Origin of the sequence: Methylobacter luteus IMV-B-3098, from assembly GCF_000427625.1 — a bacterium.
GTDB lineage: Bacteria > Pseudomonadota > Gammaproteobacteria > Methylococcales > Methylomonadaceae > Methylobacter > Methylobacter luteus.
Genome location: NZ_KE386569.1, coordinates 3102981 through 3120300, shown reverse-complemented (window position 1 = coordinate 3120300; position 17320 = coordinate 3102981). Strand labels below are relative to the sequence as shown.

Here is a 17320-nt window from a genome sequence, read left to right as displayed (position 1 = left end):
CGCTAATCGGCATGGACTTAAATTCAGCTGATAACTCAAAGCCTTCAATTTGTCAGATTAAACCCTAAATGCATCAATTAGCCGATATTCAATGCAGCTTAAGATCAACCCCAATCCTGATCCAAGCTAAATGTGAATAACTCTGCACTATTTCTTTGTTCCCAAGCTATTTCCGCTCTTGCGTTTAAAACCTGCATGCAATAGCCATAAAAAAAGCCCAAGCACGGCTTGAGCTTTATTTTATGGCCACTCTTAATTTTTACTTTTCTGTGGTTTTAAAGCTTTGTTTTATACCTTGAAACATTTCTTTAATGCCACTGAATAGATTAGCTAAAGTAAATTCTTCTTTAAGAACAAATTTATTGCGAATCACAGCAACCGCTAGGAAACCAGCAATTGGAGGCATCAATTCAAAAAATATTGACAATAATACACCGCCAGCTCCTTGAAAACCGCCCTCGTTCTTTCTGTCCCCAACACTCAATAAATCTCGTTCATAACCAGTGTCAGCTTCACCGCCTCTGATCGACTCTAAAATATAAATGTTGAACTGAACCAATAACATTTGCACGACAAAAAAAGCCACGGCACAAATCGCAACCCATATCAGTACATTATTTACTTTTGCTCTCATGGCTGACTGGTAGACCCAGAGAGCCGTAATAATCATTACAATACCGCCTATCATCGTTATACCTCTTTTTTAATTATCATTTTTTTGTTAGGAAGAAGAAAAGATATGTACACTTTAAAACCATTTTGGAGTTGTCTTTTTCAACAACCTTGCATGATTCATACTTTTCTCGCCCAGGCGTCAGCTGCTTTTTAAGTACACCATCCTCTACAGCATACTTCAAATTTGCCTTAAACTCACTGGTTCGACCAACAGAGTCAGTTGCTGTTGTTTCAAGCGTACCATCATCCTTAAAGTCCCACTCAACAGTAATCGCCTTCTTTTCTCCATTCAATTTGATCGCTTCAGCATATAAATTCCATTTCCCCAAAATTTCAGATTTATCCTTTAGTTGGACATCGGCATTTGCAGAAAGGGTAAAGAAAATCGCTGCGAGTGGTAACATTTTAACGTATTTTTTCATCTTTTTGTCTCGATATATCAGCTTTCAAGCTCTAGATTTTAAAGTATAACACACCAGCTATCGAGCTTTAAATTTCAGCTCAGAGCAATGCCTCTTGATCATCCTCTTCATAAAATTACGCGATAATTAAGCCTTGACTTTAACTTCACCTAAAGTATCATACGATTTCCGTTTGCTATATCATTAGCAGTTTCTAAATTACAAATTATAGGTAGGACACTCATGGGAGCGATCTTAGATATCACCGAAATGTTAAAATCACCAGCCGGCATGATCGGCGCGGTAGTTGTTATAGCTGCTGGCTACTTCCTTGTAAAATGGGTCTTCGCTGAGCACCCAGACGACGAAAAGTAAGTTTTAACAGATTCGCCCCTACTTTGGCCGCTCGTACCGCATCCCTTGCATTCGTAGCGGCCTCAGTTTAGCTTCATATTTCCCGCCGCAATTCCCATATTTATTTTATAATTTATACATTGTCTCGAATTTTCGAATTTTGAAATGTATAAATTACTCCCTTCCAAGATTTTAAATCTTCATTCCAAACCCGCGCCTGCTACAGGCATCGGTTTATTTCGACTACTTTACGGACTAGTCGCTTTACAGGAAATTATCTTCCTGCTGTATTTCAATCATTTAATTTTTGATCCAATTCCCTATCTGGATGTGGAATTTCCTATGATTCCCTTTTTCTTATGCTTGTGGGGAGTTATTGCTGCTTTTATCGTTGTCGGGTATCGCTATCAATTTGCGGTCATTTGCAATTACATCTTCTGGATCATTTTTGTTAATTTTACGCCCATGCAAAGGGACTTTGATGGCGGCTTTGATATATTCATGATAGGAGCGGGATTTTTCCTGCTTTTTATGCCTGGCAATCGGGCTTTTGCTATAGACAGTCTTAGATACAAACTTAGCACGCCTTTTACTCACTACAGCACCTACCCTAAGCCAACCGTTTCAACGCTTGCTTATTATTTGCCTGTCGCTATTTGCCTTGGGCTTCTTTATTTTGATTCCGCTATCCATAAAATGTTTGCCGAACACTGGCGCAATGGTCTCGGATCCTGGCTACCAACTACACAGCCTTATTATGTTTCAGCAATTGACATGTCGCCTTTGCTGAATAATGAGCTTCTGGTAAAAACCGTTGGTTACATTATTTTAGTCTTTCAGTTTACTTTCTTATTTTTTTTCTCCGACTCTCGTCTACGTATAGTTTATCTTTTCATAGGCATTGGACTTCACTTAGGCATTACCTTGTCTTTCAACATTTACCCTTTCGGTATGGGCATGCTTACGTTTTATACGCTACTCATCCCATTCAGCTGGTGGCGATGTATTGGCGAGCTGATCACTTCGAAACAACCGGCACTCACCGTATTTTATGATCAGCAATGCCCTCTATGTAATCGAACAGTTCTCACTCTCAATCATTTTGACATCTTCAAACGCATCGATTTTAAATCAGCGCAAGGATATGCTTCTGCCTATCCAGCTCTTGCATCATTAAATAATGAAACCTTACTCACCGATTTATATGCGCTAGACAGCAACAACCGCATCTATTCAGGCATCGATACTTATATTCAAATTTTTGCCAAGATGTATTATTTATTACCCGTCAGCCTGATTATGCGTTTGCCTGGCATTTATCATTATGCTGCAAATAAATATCGGACCATTGCCGACTCCCGTGCTCGTATTTCCTGCTCATCTGAATGCAGAGTAACCGCAAAACTGTCCGATAATAGTCTTTACCATCGTATTTTTGAGCAATTCGCCACTCGCTCACCTAAACTTTTTTCCTTGCGAGTTGCAAAGATCCTCATTGCTTTATTGTTTCTACAATTAAACAGCACTATTCATTATGGCTTGATTTATAGATTCAAGTTGGATACAAAGCATAATGTTATCGGCACCGCTTTCGCACAGGCCAGCAATTCTCTACTCATGATATCCCAGAGCTTTTTAGGCATTACACCTCATGCTCTATACCTTCATGATCATTTTGTTGGCTATGATCATATCTTAGCCATTACGTATATTGATCAGAATAATGTTGAACGTTGGTTGCCATTTGTTAACGACCAAGGTCGATTATTGGCTCCAAACTGGGGCCGGGTTCATTCCATGTGGGCAAATATCGCTGTCACTCCCAATATTGATCACAAACGTCTGCAAAAATTTATCATGAAGGTCACCGCTTTTTGGGGACAAGAAATTGGCTTAAATCTTGATCAAACTTTGTTTCTAATAAAAGTCAAGAAAATTAATGCGCCTTCTTACTGGGTTTATGATCAACTGCACAAGAATTTTTCCTCTCCATGGAGCAACATCGGTATAGTCAAATGGAATCATGGTACAGTCATCTTTGATCTACCTGATAATATCAATGAACTATAATGATTCTAAAAATTAGAAAGATTTTATTATTGCATCATCCATGTAGTCATGATATAAATTGCTTGTGCTTAAAAATTGGCGCATAAATATATAAAAATAATTTACACCCTTTGGAGGATATTATTATGAAAAAAGTTTTATCACTTTTAGCTATGGCATTAATGATCGTTGGCTTAACTGGTTGCATTGACGATCCAGATAGCTCTAAACAAAAAGTTTCCAGTTCTATCTCTCTTTAATTAACATAAGAGATCATAAAACCAAAAAACCCAGCTTAATGCTGGGTTTTTTGCATTAAGCTACCTGTCATTTAGTCGGAAACATACCTTATATTTTTAAAAATCCAGACAATCGCCGGCTAATAATCGATATATCGACTGGTTGTAAACCAGATTCTCATGGCTCTGCCCATCCCTTTCCGCAGCAACGCTCTATACATGGGCATCTCCCACTCAACTAGGACCTAGGTCAAATTTATAGCATTGTTAATTTTCCATCCTAAGGTTTAAACCACCGACTTTAGCTGCGATAATTCGGCCAAGGATGTGGCAATGGGCTATAGATACGGCAGTCATACGGTTTACCAAATTGAATACCACTTTGTTTGGATAACCCAATATCGTTACAAGGTGCTGAGTGGTGAAATAGCCGAACGAGTAAGAGATTTGGTGAGGCAGACGCGCGAAACGTTTGAGATACGGATTATAAAGGCGTGGTCAGTAAAGATCATGTCCATAGTTTGGTGAGTGCACCGCCGAACAGGGTGCCAAGCGAAATCATGAGGAGAATCAAGGGACGGACTTCGAGCTATCTGTTTGAGGCGTTTCCTTACTTGAAAAAGCGGTATTGGGAAAACATTTTTGGGCGCGCGGCTATTTTTGCGCCACAGTTAGCCAGATGAAGGATGAAATGATCCAACACTATTTGGAGCATCACTTTGAACCTAACCCAAATGATAATTTTAAAATGGAACCTGATTAAGACGCATCGTTTAGTCGACGCGTATCCGGACTTTCAGACCGGTGTTTTTCAAAATAGTTGTCGTGTTTTTTGATCATGCGGTCTTTTTTATCTCTACATCGTTTCGCTCCGGATTCAGAGTGACAGGGCCTACCGGCGTCCAGTTTCTCGTCGCTCCTGACCAGCGGGCCGGGTGCCGTTTTTTGGCCTGGGCATAGACCTGCTCACGCCGGTTAAGAATCGCCCGGTCTTCGCCCCGATGGCGCTGTGTCGGCGTGACAAACTTAATCTGACTGTGACGATGCGTGTCGTTGTACCAAGGCACGAAGCGGCTCATCCATTCGCGTGCGGCCAGCAGAGAGGCAAAGCCTTGCGAGGGCCATTGCGGACAGTATTTCAAGGTCCGGAACAGCGCTTCCGAGTACGGATTGTCATTGCTGACCCGGGGTCGGCTATGGGAAGGCGTAATGCCCAGGTCATAAAGCTTGGCCTGCAGCGTCTGCGACTTCATCGGACTGCCATTATCGGCATGCAGCACCAGGGGCTTACGCAAGCAGTGCTCGGCCAATACCGCGCGCTGTATCAGAGCTGCCGCCGCTTCGCCACACTCCTGTTCGTGCACTTCCCAACCGACGATTTTGCGGCTGAAGATGTCCACTATCAGGTACAGATAAAAGAACCGGCCGCGCACGCCGCTCGGCAGATAACTGATGTCCCAGGTCCAGACCTCATTGGCCGCTGCCGCCCGATGCGTCGTCGGTAGCCGGGATTTCTGTCTGGCTTGCGCACGGCCCCGATGATGCAGCTGATCCGCCGCCTTCAGGATGCGATAAAAGCTGGATTCCGAGGCCAGATACACGCCCTGGTCCGCCAGTCTCGGCACGATCTGACTGGGCGGCAGGTTGGCATAGTCCGGCTGGTTGCAGACCGCCAGTACCTGTTCCCGCTCCTGTTCCGACAGCTTGTTCGCAGGCTCCGGGCGCTGCGCTTGCGCGCGCTGATCCTCGCGAATCTGGCCAGCCTCCTGCGTCCAGCGCTGGAAGGTGCGCAGGCTGAGGCCGGCTTCTGCACAGGCCCGGCGCTTCCGGACACCCGCTGAGATTGCTGCGCGGATCCAGACCACTAACTGTTGCCGCTCCGGGTACGAGGTTAATCGGCCTCGTTTTCCTCCCAGAGGGCGGTCAACTTTTTTCTCAGCACCAGTAAAGCCGCTGCTTCCGCCAGGGCTTTCTCCTTGCGTTTGAGCTCTTTTTCGAGCGCCTTGATGCGCTGCTTGTCCTGCTTCGCTTCCAATCGTTGCTGTTGTTGCTGCGCTTCGGCCCTCTGGGCGCCTTGAATGCAGGCGTCCTTCCAGCGCCGGATCTGTTCGGGATAAAGGCCCTGGCGGCGGCAGTATTCGCTCAGTTCCAGTTCGGTCATGGCTGCGGTTGCCACCACGGCGGCAAATTTTGCCTCCGGCGACCAGTCTTCTGTTTGTTTCCCGCTGCCTGGCACGGGCACCCCCTGTTGTTTGGCTTGTTTGCGCCAATTGTATAACGTCTGGTCACAAAATCCCTGAGGTATAGTCATTTCTGGTGTATGACCTAGAGAGGAAAGCGGTGTAACCTGTTGGTAAAAAGATCTCCGCAGATCAACCACCAACTATAAGGAAAACACCGCCATGACAGAGAGTAATGTCATTACCCTGAATAAGCCAGAACAGAATGATCCGTTGCAGGAAGTGCTGCGCGAGGGCGCCCGCAAATTGCTGGCTGCCGCCATCGAAGCTGAGGTCGCGGCCTTTATCGCGCAGCATAGCGCGTTAAAAACTGATACGGATAAAACAGCCGTGGTCAGGAACGGTTATCTGCCAGAGCGCTCGATTCAAACAGGCCTCGGCGACATTGCAGTCAAAGTGCCGAAGGTGCGGGACCGCTCCGGCTCGGGCATCAAGTTCAACAGCAGTCTGGTGCCGCCCTATTTGAAGCGCACCAAGAATATTGAGGAATTTCTGTCTTGGCTTTATCTGCGCGGCATCTCAACCGGAGATTTCTCGGAAACGCTGAAGCACCTGCTGGGACCGGAGGCGCCGGGCTTGTCCGCGGCCACGATCAGCCGTTTAAAGCAGGACTGGGAGCAGGATTACCAGGACTGGACCCGGCGTGACCTGAGTCAAAAGCGCTAAGTCTATGTCTGGGCCGACGGCGTCTATAGCCATGTCCGTATGGATGACCGGCTATGCCTGCTGGTGATCATCGGTTCCGATGAAAACGGCCGTAAAGAACTGGTGGCTTTATCCGACGGCTACCGTGAATCGGCGGCGAGTTGGGAAGCGGTGCTGACGGATTTGAGGCAACGAGGACTCAAGACGGCGCCCAAACTGGCCATCGGCGATGGCGCACTGGGTTTCTGGAAAGCCGTGGCCAAGCTCTGGCCGGATACCGACCAGCAGCGCTGTTGGGTGCACAAGACCGCCAATGTCCTGGAAAAACTGCCGAAAGCCATGCAGCCCAAGGTCAAGGAGGCGCTGCACGCGATCTGGCAGGCGGAAACCCGGGAAGCGGCCTACCAGGCCTTTGACCACTGCGTTGAACGGTTCGAGCCGAAATATCCGAAAGCGATGGCGTGCCTGGCGAAAGACAAGGACGCCATGCTGGCCTTTTATGATTATCCGGCCGAAAACTGGCAACACATCAGGACCAGCAACCCGATCGAGTCCGTCTTCGCCACGGTCAGGCTGAGAACGACCAAAACCAAGCATTGCGGCAGCCGGACAACCACCCTGGCGATGGCCTTCAAGCTGATGGAAACGGCCCAGAAAAAGTGGCTGCGCTTAAGAGGCTATCAACAGTTAGCCGAGGTCATTACCGGCGTGAAATTCGTCAATGGCATCAAACAAACCGGAGATCAACAACAGGACGCCGCTTGATTCTCTATACACCAGATTTGACGTGCGCCGTGCTAAGGCGCTGTCTTCCAGCGGGTGCGAATCCCGCCCGGCAACTTTCGCTCCGGCCGGTAGCAATTGGAGCAGTCGTGGAGGCAACGAAGCGGCTGAAGCCTCCAGTGTAGAGGGTCCTTAAGGGACCTGGCGAGCATGCAGGCCGTAACGCGAGTGAACGCTGAGCAGGCCTCGAAACGGTGAATGTGGAAGCCGATCCTGCGTCAATATGGAGAAGGCCGATGCTGGTAGGTGAAGTGAGCGAAATGCAACCTACCAGTTCCACCGGGGTAGTGGCGATGGCATGTATGAAAGAGGAAGGCAGAGGCAACACGGGAAGCCCTGTAATGTGGTCCAGCGCGAGACCAACCAGCAACCCGCGAGGGACAGGCTGGGCATAACAGGGTGGCGGAGAGGCTCGTAGTACCGTTGAAGTCAGGTAATGCTGATGGAGGGAAGGCGCCTCAGTTCAAGACTAACGCAACAAGTAGGAAGGAGAGGAGATTGGGAAACCTGGAAACTCCGGAAAGTATTCAGCGACTACGGACGGCGTTACATGTGAAAGCGAAGGAAGAACCCGGGTACCGGTTCTATATCCTGTATGACAAGCTTTATCGACCAGATGTTCTGAAGCACGCCTACCGCAGCTGCAGAGCCAACCAAGGCTCTGCCGGCGTGGATGGCGTGCGGTTTGACGATATCGACGCGTACGGGGAAGACCGATGGCTCTGGGAACTGGCGGAACGGCTGAAGAAGAAAGACTACCGACCGGAAGCGGTCAAACGGGTCTGGATTCCGAAACCGGACGGTAAATTGCGCCCATTAGGCATCCCGACGATTATGGACCGGGTCGTACAGACGGCGGCCATGATCGTTCTGGAGCCTATATTCGAAGCGGACCTGCAGCCGGAGCAATACGCTTACCGGCCGGACCGCGGGGCGCACGATGCGGTACGGGCAGTCCACCGGCTACTCGTCACCGGCCACCAGCAGGTGATAGATGCGGATCTGTCAGGCTATTTCGACAGTATTCCGCACCCTGAGCTGATGAAAAGCATCGCACGGCGGATCGTCGACCGGCAAATGCTTCACCTCATCAAGCAATGGCTGGAGGCGCCGGTCGATGAGGCCGACAGACGCGGTCACCGGCAAAGAACGACGTCAAATCGTGACGCGAGAAAAGGAACCCCGCAGGGGGCTCCGGTCTCGCCGTTGCTGTCGAATGTGTACATGCGGCGCTTTATTCTGGGATGGAAACAGAAAGGTTATGATCGGCGTTGGTCGGCGCACATCATCAACTACGCGGATGATTATGTCATCTGTTGCAAAGGTCACGCCGATGAGGTCATGGATGCGATGCGGGAGATGATGGGCAAGCTGAAACTAACGGTGAACGAGGACAAGACCCATCTGTGCCGGCTACCGCAGGAGCGGTTTGATTTCCTGGGCTACACTTTCGGGCGATGCTACAGTCCTCAAACCGGGCGGGCCTATATCGGCACCCGCCCCTCCAGGAAGCGCATCAAACGGATGGTGGACAGCCTCAGCGAGGAGACGGATCGCCGCCGAGTGAAGCTGGATGCCGAGTATGTGGTGAAACGGCTTAACCGGAAACTGACGGGGTGGGCGAACTATTTCTGCCTCGGCCAGGTCAGCCCCGCGTATCGAGCCGTTAACAGCCATGCCATACAACGGCTACGCCGGTGGTTATGCAAGAAACACAAGGTTCGAGGCTTGGGGGGAAAGCGCTACCCGGATCAATACCTCTACGAAGAGTTGGGATTGATTAATTTGCCATCGCGAACCCATAACTTTCCGTGGGCGAAAACATGAGTGCTTGTCCGAGAGCCCGGTGCCTTAATAGGGCACGCCGGGTTCGATGAGCGGGATGTGAAAACGGAGTGATGGCTCGGCTATTGAGGCACCGCCAGACGAAAGGGGCGACAACAGCTAGGCTGAGCCTTAGGCCACCGCGTCACATCTCGACTCTACCATAGCTCTGGCAAATCCCTTCCTCTCTGGCAACTTCCGGTACCGGGCGGTTATGGGGTGGCAACAGTTTTTTAATACAGACGCTTTGCGTTCTGCTGAATAATGCGACATTACATGCTCTTTCCGTCCCCTGTCTGATTTCCAATTATCCCGTTAACGGGAGGGTGACAACTATCCTGACACAGGGGGTATCACAACAAACGCCGGCTGATGACCTCATCATCAGCCTTACCGACAGCGGCCTGGCTAGCGTCGACCGAATCCGTTGGGGAGCCTTCCACGAAGGCGCCGATCTGAAACATCAGATCGAGGCTTATAAAGCCCGTCATGGCGTTTACCCGGAAAGCGTCCATGCCGACCCACTCTATGGCACCCGGGAAAACCGGGCATTTCCGAAAGACAGGCATTCGCTATGCCAGAAAACCGCTGGGACGGCCCCAGCGTATTCGTCCAGTCCTACCACCTAGCCCTATTTCTGCTTTAGAGTTTCAATGAAATCCGGCGCCAAAGGCAACAGTTCGTCAATGCGGCTGTTCGGCCAGACCGGCAGCTTGGCCAGCGTGTCTTTCAGCCAGGCGGCAGGATCCAGGCCATTGAGCCGGGCTGTGCCCAGCAGAGTCTGGATACCGGCCGCGCGGCGGCCGGCCCTCGGAACCGACGAACAACCATTTCTTCTTGCCCAGGCAATGGGTCGGATATCGTTTTCGACGACGTTATTGTCGATCGGCAGGTGACCGGTTTCAGCATAGCGGACCAACGCCGGCCAGCGCTTTAGGGCATAATCGATGGCCTTGGCGGAAGCACCGCCGTCAGCCGTCTGGACGCGGGTTTTCACCAGCCAGTCATGCAAGGCCTCGAGGGCGGGTCGGCTCTGTGCCGCACGCAGTTGTTTTCGGGCTTCGCAGTCCAGGTCCCGGCCTGTCGCCTCGATGGCATACAGCGTACCGATGCGCTCCAGGGCTGCCAGCGCCATGGGGCTGCCATTGGCCTGATGCAGGTCGAAGAACTTGCGGCGCACGTGGCTCCAGCAGCCCAGCTCGATGCAGGCCGCCTGATCGCCGCCGGCGAACAGGGCTTTATAACCGCCATAGTCGTCGACCAGCAGATGGCCTCGCCAGGCGCCCAGAAACTGCCGCGCATGCGCACCGCTGCGCCCCGGCTGATAATCGAAGACGATGATGCGAGGTCCCGGCTGCAGGTCGTTGCTGCGATAAGCCCACAGATACGCCTTGCGGGTCTTGCCGCTGCCGGGATCCAGTTGCGCTACCGGCGTCTCGCGGCATGCAGGGTATTGCCCTGCAGCAGGTGCCAGGTCAGCCAGAGTGGAACGGGACAGGCTGACCTGCTCGCGGGCGGCGATCTGCTCCAGCCGGTACAGCGGCAGGTGGTCGACGTACTTGCCGATCAGCACCCAGGCCAGCAGACCCACGGCTGCCAGGCCACCGTCGATGACGGCCGGCGGAATCGGCGCCGCGGCCACGGTTTCGCACTGCCGGCAGGCATATTGCGGGCGGATATGGCGGTGCACGAAGAACCTGGCCGGTTCGACGTCCAGTTGTTCGGAGATATCCTCGCCGATCTTGACCAAGTCCTGACCACACTGACCGCAGGTGCAGCTATCCGGTTCGTGGCGATGCTCGATGCGCGGCAAATGATCCGGCAAGGGTTGGCGGCCCGCACGTGGACGCTGGGGTTTGACGACAGTCGTGCAGGGCTGATTATCGGCGAGCTGTTCGATTTCGGCTTCGAGAGCGGACAGATCGGTGTTCCAGGTTTCCTCGAACACATCGCGCTGCAACGGCGCCAAAGCTTCACTTTTGACACCGTAGCGGATCCGCTTAATGTGGGCCAGCTCCAGGGTTAGGGCCTGGATTTTCAGGTCTTTGGCCTGAATTTCGGTATCCTTGGCTTGCAGCTCGGCTTCCTTGGCCCGGAGGATTTCGGCATCTTGCTGCACCTGCACGACGGCCGTCACCTGCCTTTTGGCATCAGGATCGAGGTTCAAGTGAGCGAGTTCGGCGAGCGGATTCATGGGCAACATTATACCCTGAACAGCCGCTGCATGCCTTGTTTTTACTGGGTTTCAGGCGATTTTATCCAACCTTTCAGACCTGCCAATCGGCCGGCGGCAAAGCCGCCAGCCGCCGCTGGCACAGCCAGACGCCGTTGCCGTCCCACAGCAGCAGCTTCAGGCGATTGCCGGCCCGGTTACGGAACACGAACGCCGAACCGGCGCACGGAGCATGCCCCAGCGCNTGCTGCACNATNGNNGACANNCCGTCGATGCCGCGGCGCAGATCCACCGGTTCAACGGCCAGCCAGATCTGCGCCGGGGCTTCGATCAGGCCAGGCATCGCAGCAATGCCGCCAGCCAGGCGGCGTCAACGGTTGAGGGCAGCTCCAGGCGGTAGCCCTGGCTGCCCTGCAACACCAGGCGCTCAGTCGGCGGCGCCAGGCTTTGAACCTGCATCGGGATCAAGGCCGGCGGTGAACTCGGCCTGCGCTTACGGTATTCCGACAAGCGGGCCGCAAACGTATGGGTATTCAGGCCCTGCTGCCGACAATACGCCGACTGCGTTAAGCCGCTGCCTTGCCAGGCTTCGATATGATCAAGCCACTGTTTTGATAATGCCATTATGCATCCTCTTCAAAAAATAATAAGGATGACTGGTTTGGCTACGCTAGCACAGATGGGACGGGTGGACGCTTACGCCCCAGCCCCGCAGGTCGCCGAACAAAAAGCCGCGCAACGGAAACGCGAGAAGCAGCAAAGGCAAGCGGACTATCGGCAACGCATCCCGATTGAAGGCAAATTCAACCAAGGCAAGCGTAGCTACAGCCTCAATACCCTTCGTGCGAAGACGGTCCGCACTTCAGAAGCCTGGATTCACAGCATTTTCCGGGTCATAAACCTGTTGATGCTGGTCCGGCATTTTCTTGCGCCTGAAATAATCTTGGGCAGGGCGGCAGAATTGGTGGGACTTATGCCGTAGGATTCGGAAGAACTCCAACAGCCCAGGCCTAAGAGTCTGTTCAATATCTCCGCAGCAACAGCGCCAAGAAAGCCAGATTGACGAACTGCAAGCTGGTATTGAGCAAGCGCTCGGTATTTTTCCAAAGCCGTCGGCATTTCTCCAGCCAGGCGAACGATCGTTCGACGACCCAGCGTTGGGGCATGACGGCAAAGGCATGAAGCTCATGACGTTTAGCAACCTGTACCTCTGCACCGATTAATGTCCGTACCGATTCCGCAAAAGGCTGACCGGTATAACCGCCGTCTACCAGTAACGCTGTCACGTCCGATAAGTTAGCCGCATGCTGGTCAATTGCCATAAGTGCCCCTTGCCGATCCGTGATATTAGCGGTAGTGACGACTATCGCATGGGGCAATCCTTGCGTATCAACAACAATATAGCGCTTGATGCCTGATACTTTTTTGCCGGCATCATAACCTTTGTTGCGCGCGCAGTCGGTGTTCTTGACGCTCTGTGCATCAACGATGCAGAAACTCGTCTTGGCGTTGCGCCTCTGTCTGGTACGGGCCTCGCCAACCTGATTTTTTTAACGCCTGCTCCAGCAGACTGGCGCCGCCTTCAGGTTTCTCACTCCACAGCGCAAATAATGATGGACCGTGCACCATTTCGGGAAATCGCTCGGCAGCATGCGCCACTGGCAGCCGCTCTTGAGCAAATAAAGAATGGCACAGAACACCTCATACAAGTCCACTGTCCGCGGGCGGGTTTTCTTGCGGGCATTTTCCAGAAGTTCTCTGATTGGCTCAAAATTGTTCGCGACTGATATCGCTGGGGTAAACTTTCTCATGCCCCTTATTTATCACTCATCATCAGCAGATATTGGACAAACTCTAAGGCTTAGGCATGTTGAAAACGGCTCATCTTGTTTAACAAGAGGTTAGTTAATAACATGTTTTTATCTAAATGATAACTGCTCTAGCCGCTATTTAAACATAGCTTATGGTTCTATATAGCAGAGAATTGCTCTATGTTTTCTACTAAAAAATGAACGCTCTATTTTATACAAGTCTTATTCGTTTGCCTTCATTTCGGTGTTTTTCAAAAATAAAAAAAACCCCCGTTACCTTTTCGGCAACGGGGGTCTTAACCCTTAACTGACAACTAAAGTATCAGCTAATTATTCATTAGATGAATGTTGGGATTAATGGAGCATCTACCATAGTCATTTGACGGTTGCCAGCTTCATCAAAGAAGAACAACAAACCAGCAAAACGGCTGTCTGGATCGTAGATCAAGTCAGCTAAACGGTAAACTTCCCATGCAGCATCAGAAGCAGTAACTTCAACAGTTCTTGTTTCGCCTGGAGCAAGTGGGCTGTTATCGCTAACAGTCAACCCTTCTTCAGCTAACAAGTCATCTGGATAGTTAGTAGTATCTTCAGCAACTGCTGGATCCAAGAAACGTACGCCAGCTGTGTTGAACTCGCCTAAACGAATAGCTGAATCACCGTTGTTAGTGATAGTCAGTGTCATTTGCATAGCACGACCTGGTACACGGTAAGAAGCATCTTCAACTTTAACGCTAACAGTTGGTGCTGGCATTTCAATTGGCTTCATACCACGCATCAAACCTGCTTGCAGAGGAGTAGTTACAGGATACTGTTCGTTTGTGCTGCCCATTGAGAAAGCAACGATAGCGACAGTACCAGCTCCAAATGCCATAGCAATTTTCTTGTCAGTAGCTGTGATTAAAGAATCAGCTTTACCTGATTCAACAGCGATTGAACGAGGTACGAACATTGGTTTACGTGCCCAGTATACTAACCAAGCTAAGCCAAGAGCATACCAGAAAGCGTGCCAGAAGTAGATGTTGCCCAGGTTGAAATGTTCCAGGTCGATAGTTTCGCCAGTCAAAGTTGTGATTGGGTTAACAAATGATCCCATTGAACCAGTAACAGTTACCCATTTACCTGGACCGATGATTGGACCACCGCCTTCAACGTTCATCATAGTGTGAACGTGCCAGTCACCTGGACGACGTGCTTTTAACAATACTTTAAACTCATAAGTTTCACCCAATTCCAGAGTAACTGAACGAGGAACCAATTGACCACCGATCCAAGATCCTGCACGAATAAATACAGGGCCTGGAATACCAATGTTCAAGAATGATACTTCTGGTTTATCAACAGTTTCAGGCCATCCAGCGAAAACGTGGAATTTACCAGAAATTGTCATTGTATCGTTAACTGCTACTTCTTCTTTTGACCAGTTCAAGTCAAACCAGTGAATAGTACGCATACGCATGAAAGCGGCCTGAGACTTTTCACCATGAGCAGATGCAGTTGGCGTGTAAAACATCGCTGCTGTGACAGTCATCAGCAGTGCGACAAAGGATAGTTTCGCAACTTTGTCTTTAATCAATTTCATATATCCTCCTCTATAATAGAGAATCTATAGTTTTCTGAGTATCCTAGTGGCAACTGAAATATTACGGCTGCCTCTAGTCTTTTAATGTGTAGTTTTCTGTAACGATTCTTATGCAGACTGAACGAAGTCAGGTTTTGAGAACCATTTACCGAAGAAATGCCACAAGAAGTAAATTAAGATACTCACGAAAGCAGAGAAGAATGCTGATACTGGAGCAACGTCTTTACCGAAAGTTCTTAGCGTACCTTTTTCAACCATTCTGATGTACTCAGGAGTACCAGTTCTTACGTAGTGGTAACCTTGTAAGTCAGCCAGAGTGAACATCATGCCATTGTATTCAACAGGAATGTGCAATGGAGCAATGATTGGCCAGTTGCCAGGGTAGAACAACAGACCCCATGCCATACCACCAACAACCGCTGTTAATGTCATGCTGTTTGACAACATTAAGATAACATCAAGAACGATAGCGCCTGGCACCAGGTTTGAAGGGAAGCAGAAGTTTACTGGGAAATATGTCCATCCCCAGAAGTTCAAATATCTGTTAACCCACTCACCCAAGAGCAGACCTAATACGCAAACAACCGCGCCGAAAGGCAGACGGTAACGATACCACAAGCATGCTTGAACAGCAGCAGGGAAAGTGATTGAAACGATAGGTGCTACAGTTACCCATAGACGTCTATCTTTCCAGTCTGTCCAGAAATCCCAGTCACCACCAGTTAACATGTAGTGAATGTGATAACCACCCAGAATAACGAAAAACGCTGTGAAGAGAATCAAATAGTCGAACGTACGTGAAACTTTAACCGCTTCAGCACGTGAACGAACAGCTGATTGAGATGCGCTCATTAGCTTACCTCCTAAAGGATTTAAATTATTTTTATTAATGACTATCTTTCACTATGCTGTTTTGCCTTGAAAAGAGGCAAAACAGCTAGGAGATAGTTATTACAACCGAAGACTCTATTAAGCTAAGTCTTTTTTCAACAGTTTAGAGATAGCAGCAACTTCGATGTTGATAACACCCAGTACGCCTAAAGCAGCCCATCCGAAGAATACGAAGCCGTAGTGTAAAGGAGCAACGAAGAGCTCTTCCATAAACCAGAAAGTATGACCCCACTCGTTCAAACCAACGTTTGGCAGAATCATGAAAGGACCAATTACTAATACCATGTACTGTAATGCCAGACCTTGTTGGTAAGCAGGCAGTCTTGTTTTTGCATACAGGAATGAAGCAAAACCAGTAATGATATAGATAGGATAGCTCAAATAGAATTCGATGATGTGACTTGGAGTGAAGTCAGTATCACGAACGATTGTTTGATGCCATGTACCGTCTTGCTCAGTGAAGTAGCTAGCGCCATAATAAATAGCGATACCGTACATTACCAACCAAGTCCAGTGTGTGAAGTGTCTTCTTAACTCTTCTCTTGGAGTGATTGACATTACTTTACGATCACGAGTTTTCCAGATGTAACCCCATAGAATCGATGCGGTCACAACTTCAAGAATCATCTCGGTGTAAAGAAAGTTCATCCAATATGTTTCGAATTCAGGTGCGAATGAATCCAGACCAGCTGACCAGCCGTAAATTCCTTCATACCAACGAACCCAGCCGTAGAACACGATATACAGTGCTGCTCCGGCGAACATATTTCTTTTATTTAACAGCGGTGCTTCCGCAGCATCAGCTTTCACTGATTCAGTTGTAGCTGCCATTTCTACCTCCTAAAAATTATCAAATCCCCAGTTTATTAAACCGGGAGTCTATAGTTACAACTCCATTTTCTCACCCATCCTTCTAAATTTAGAATCAGGGTGTCACCAAGTCTATTTAGTGAGCGCTCAGTCTACCAGTTCGATCAACCTTGTCAAGTCAAAAACAATTTTGAATTCTGTTTGTCCTTGACTCATTCAACTCTTGATAAATTTCCTTGCTGTTAAAACTTTGATTTCTGTTAAAATTCTTGTCCATCCTTTCTTTTTTCTGAACGCAATCATCTAAGTCTTATGAAGAAATATCTTATTTTGTTTTTGAAAAAACACCCTGTTTTAGTTTTCATTCTCGGCATAGCTGCGCTGATATTAATTCAACGAGAATTCATCATGCCTGCAATCAACAGCGTCATTAAATCTGACTTATTTCTTGTTGACACCCAAGATCAAGGCAGTGCTACTCCTGTTTCCAACTCTTTGACTGAACTCGCGTTCACGCACTGCAATAGTTACATTAAATCTGAGCTTGGTTCAGATGTAACAATTAACTTTCCTGAAAAACCTATTAATGCCTGGAGCCTTGGCGATTATCAATACGTAATTAACGCTGAAGTCGATATAACCAGCGACACATTGAGTACCGTTACTAAAAGATACGTATGTCGAATTAATTACAAAAATAAAAGTGATGAGGAAGGCGCTCTTGATTTTGCCAACTGGTCTATCTATGGATTGTCAGGTTTAGATAACATCTAGAAAGAAATGGACCCCAAAAATCAGACAGTAGCTTAAGTGATAAAACTGCTCTTGTGATCTCAACGCATG

Annotated in this window: 15 protein-coding genes and 3 pseudogenes; 8 read left to right on the top strand and 10 right to left on the bottom strand. The window is 49.1% G+C overall.

Annotated elements, in window-relative coordinates:
- Positions 1–259: 259 nt before the first annotated feature.
- Both METLU_RS0116530 and METLU_RS0116525 read right to left on the bottom strand, forming a co-directional pair.
- Entirely contained in the window at positions 260–688 is a 429-nt protein-coding gene (locus METLU_RS0116530) for a hypothetical protein (RefSeq protein ID WP_027159181.1), read from the bottom strand.
- Between the two features lie 22 nt (positions 689–710).
- Positions 711–1097, bottom strand: a complete 387-nt coding sequence (locus METLU_RS0116525) for a hypothetical protein (protein ID WP_027159180.1) — start codon at positions 1095–1097, stop codon at positions 711–713.
- Between the two features lie 222 nt (positions 1098–1319).
- On the opposite strand from METLU_RS0116525, the gene METLU_RS29005 reads away from it, so the two are divergent.
- From METLU_RS29005 to tnpA (METLU_RS25695), 3 genes and pseudogenes are all read left to right on the top strand, one after another.
- Positions 1320–1451 carry a hypothetical protein gene (locus METLU_RS29005; RefSeq protein ID WP_255528651.1) on the top strand — a complete coding sequence of 44 codons (132 nt, stop codon included), beginning with the start codon at positions 1320–1322 and terminating at the stop codon, positions 1449–1451.
- A gap of 144 nt (positions 1452–1595) precedes the next feature.
- Positions 1596–3500, top strand: a complete 1905-nt coding sequence (locus METLU_RS0116515; RefSeq protein ID WP_027159179.1) for a DCC1-like thiol-disulfide oxidoreductase family protein — start codon at positions 1596–1598, stop codon at positions 3498–3500.
- A gap of 551 nt (positions 3501–4051) precedes the next feature.
- Positions 4052–4481 (top strand): annotated as a pseudogene (tnpA, locus tag METLU_RS25695) (IS200/IS605 family transposase).
- 73 nt (positions 4482–4554) lie between these two features.
- Here tnpA (METLU_RS25695) and METLU_RS0116505 read toward each other — a convergent pair.
- A protein-coding gene (locus METLU_RS0116505) for an IS3 family transposase (protein ID WP_231383631.1) occupies positions 4555–6029 on the bottom strand; the annotation gives its coding sequence in 2 pieces (ribosomal slippage) (positions 4555–5645 and positions 5645–6029; 1476 coding nt in all).
- Positions 6030–6120: 91 nt separating this feature from the next.
- On the opposite strand from METLU_RS0116505, the pseudogene METLU_RS25690 reads away from it, so the two are divergent.
- The 3 genes and pseudogenes from METLU_RS25690 to METLU_RS28030 all read left to right on the top strand — a co-directional run bounded on the left by METLU_RS25690 (position 6121) and on the right by METLU_RS28030 (position 9839).
- A pseudogene (locus METLU_RS25690) lies at positions 6121–7368 on the top strand (IS256 family transposase).
- Between the two features lie 417 nt (positions 7369–7785).
- Positions 7786–9213 (top strand): group II intron reverse transcriptase/maturase, encoded by a 1428-nt coding sequence (ltrA, locus tag METLU_RS0116490; RefSeq protein WP_331271276.1) that lies wholly within the window; start codon positions 7786–7788, stop codon positions 9211–9213.
- 323 nt (positions 9214–9536) lie between these two features.
- Positions 9537–9839, top strand: coding sequence for a hypothetical protein (locus METLU_RS28030; protein WP_155920604.1), 303 nt, complete (start codon positions 9537–9539; stop codon positions 9837–9839).
- Positions 9840–9841: 2 nt separating this feature from the next.
- Here the strand turns inward: METLU_RS28030 and tnpC are convergent, their stop codons facing one another.
- From tnpC to tnpA (METLU_RS0116470), 3 genes are all read right to left on the bottom strand, one after another.
- Positions 9842–11413, bottom strand: a complete 1572-nt coding sequence (gene tnpC, locus METLU_RS0116480) for an IS66 family transposase (RefSeq protein ID WP_407939094.1) — start codon at positions 11411–11413, stop codon at positions 9842–9844.
- 64 nt (positions 11414–11477) lie between these two features.
- Positions 11478–11726, bottom strand: coding sequence for an IS66 family insertion sequence element accessory protein TnpB (gene tnpB / locus METLU_RS25685; RefSeq protein ID WP_231383630.1), 249 nt, complete (start codon positions 11724–11726; stop codon positions 11478–11480).
- Positions 11714–12007, bottom strand: a complete 294-nt coding sequence (gene tnpA / locus METLU_RS0116470; protein ID WP_027159174.1) for an IS66 family insertion sequence element accessory protein TnpA — start codon at positions 12005–12007, stop codon at positions 11714–11716. The genes tnpB and tnpA (METLU_RS0116470) overlap by 13 nt, the downstream gene beginning before the upstream one ends.
- 37 nt (positions 12008–12044) lie before the next feature.
- On the opposite strand from tnpA (METLU_RS0116470), the gene METLU_RS0116465 reads away from it, so the two are divergent.
- A complete protein-coding gene (locus METLU_RS0116465; protein WP_196806554.1) occupies positions 12045–12365 on the top strand; it encodes a transposase in 321 nt (106 codons plus the stop codon).
- 40 nt (positions 12366–12405) lie between these two features.
- Here the strand turns inward: METLU_RS0116465 and METLU_RS27455 are convergent.
- The 4 genes and pseudogenes from METLU_RS27455 to amoC form a co-directional block, all read right to left on the bottom strand.
- Positions 12406–13207, bottom strand: a pseudogene (locus tag METLU_RS27455) (IS5 family transposase).
- Positions 13208–13531: 324 nt separating this feature from the next.
- The gene (amoB, locus tag METLU_RS0116450; protein WP_027159171.1) at positions 13532–14776 is read right to left on the bottom strand and encodes a bacterial ammonia monooxygenase, subunit AmoB; all 1245 of its coding nucleotides are present in this window, start codon (positions 14774–14776) and stop codon (positions 13532–13534) included.
- 108 nt (positions 14777–14884) lie between these two features.
- A complete protein-coding gene (gene amoA / locus METLU_RS0116445; protein WP_027159170.1) occupies positions 14885–15628 on the bottom strand; it encodes a bacterial ammonia monooxygenase, subunit AmoA in 744 nt (247 codons plus the stop codon).
- Positions 15629–15745: 117 nt separating this feature from the next.
- The gene (gene amoC / locus METLU_RS0116440; protein WP_027159169.1) at positions 15746–16498 is read right to left on the bottom strand and encodes a bacterial ammonia monooxygenase, subunit AmoC; all 753 of its coding nucleotides are present in this window, start codon (positions 16496–16498) and stop codon (positions 15746–15748) included.
- Between the two features lie 291 nt (positions 16499–16789).
- Between amoC and METLU_RS0116435 the strand changes: the two genes are divergently transcribed.
- On the top strand, positions 16790–17251 hold the full coding sequence (locus tag METLU_RS0116435; RefSeq protein ID WP_051299958.1) for a hypothetical protein: 462 nt from the start codon (positions 16790–16792) through the stop codon (positions 17249–17251).
- The last annotated feature ends 69 nt before the right edge of the window (positions 17252–17320 follow it).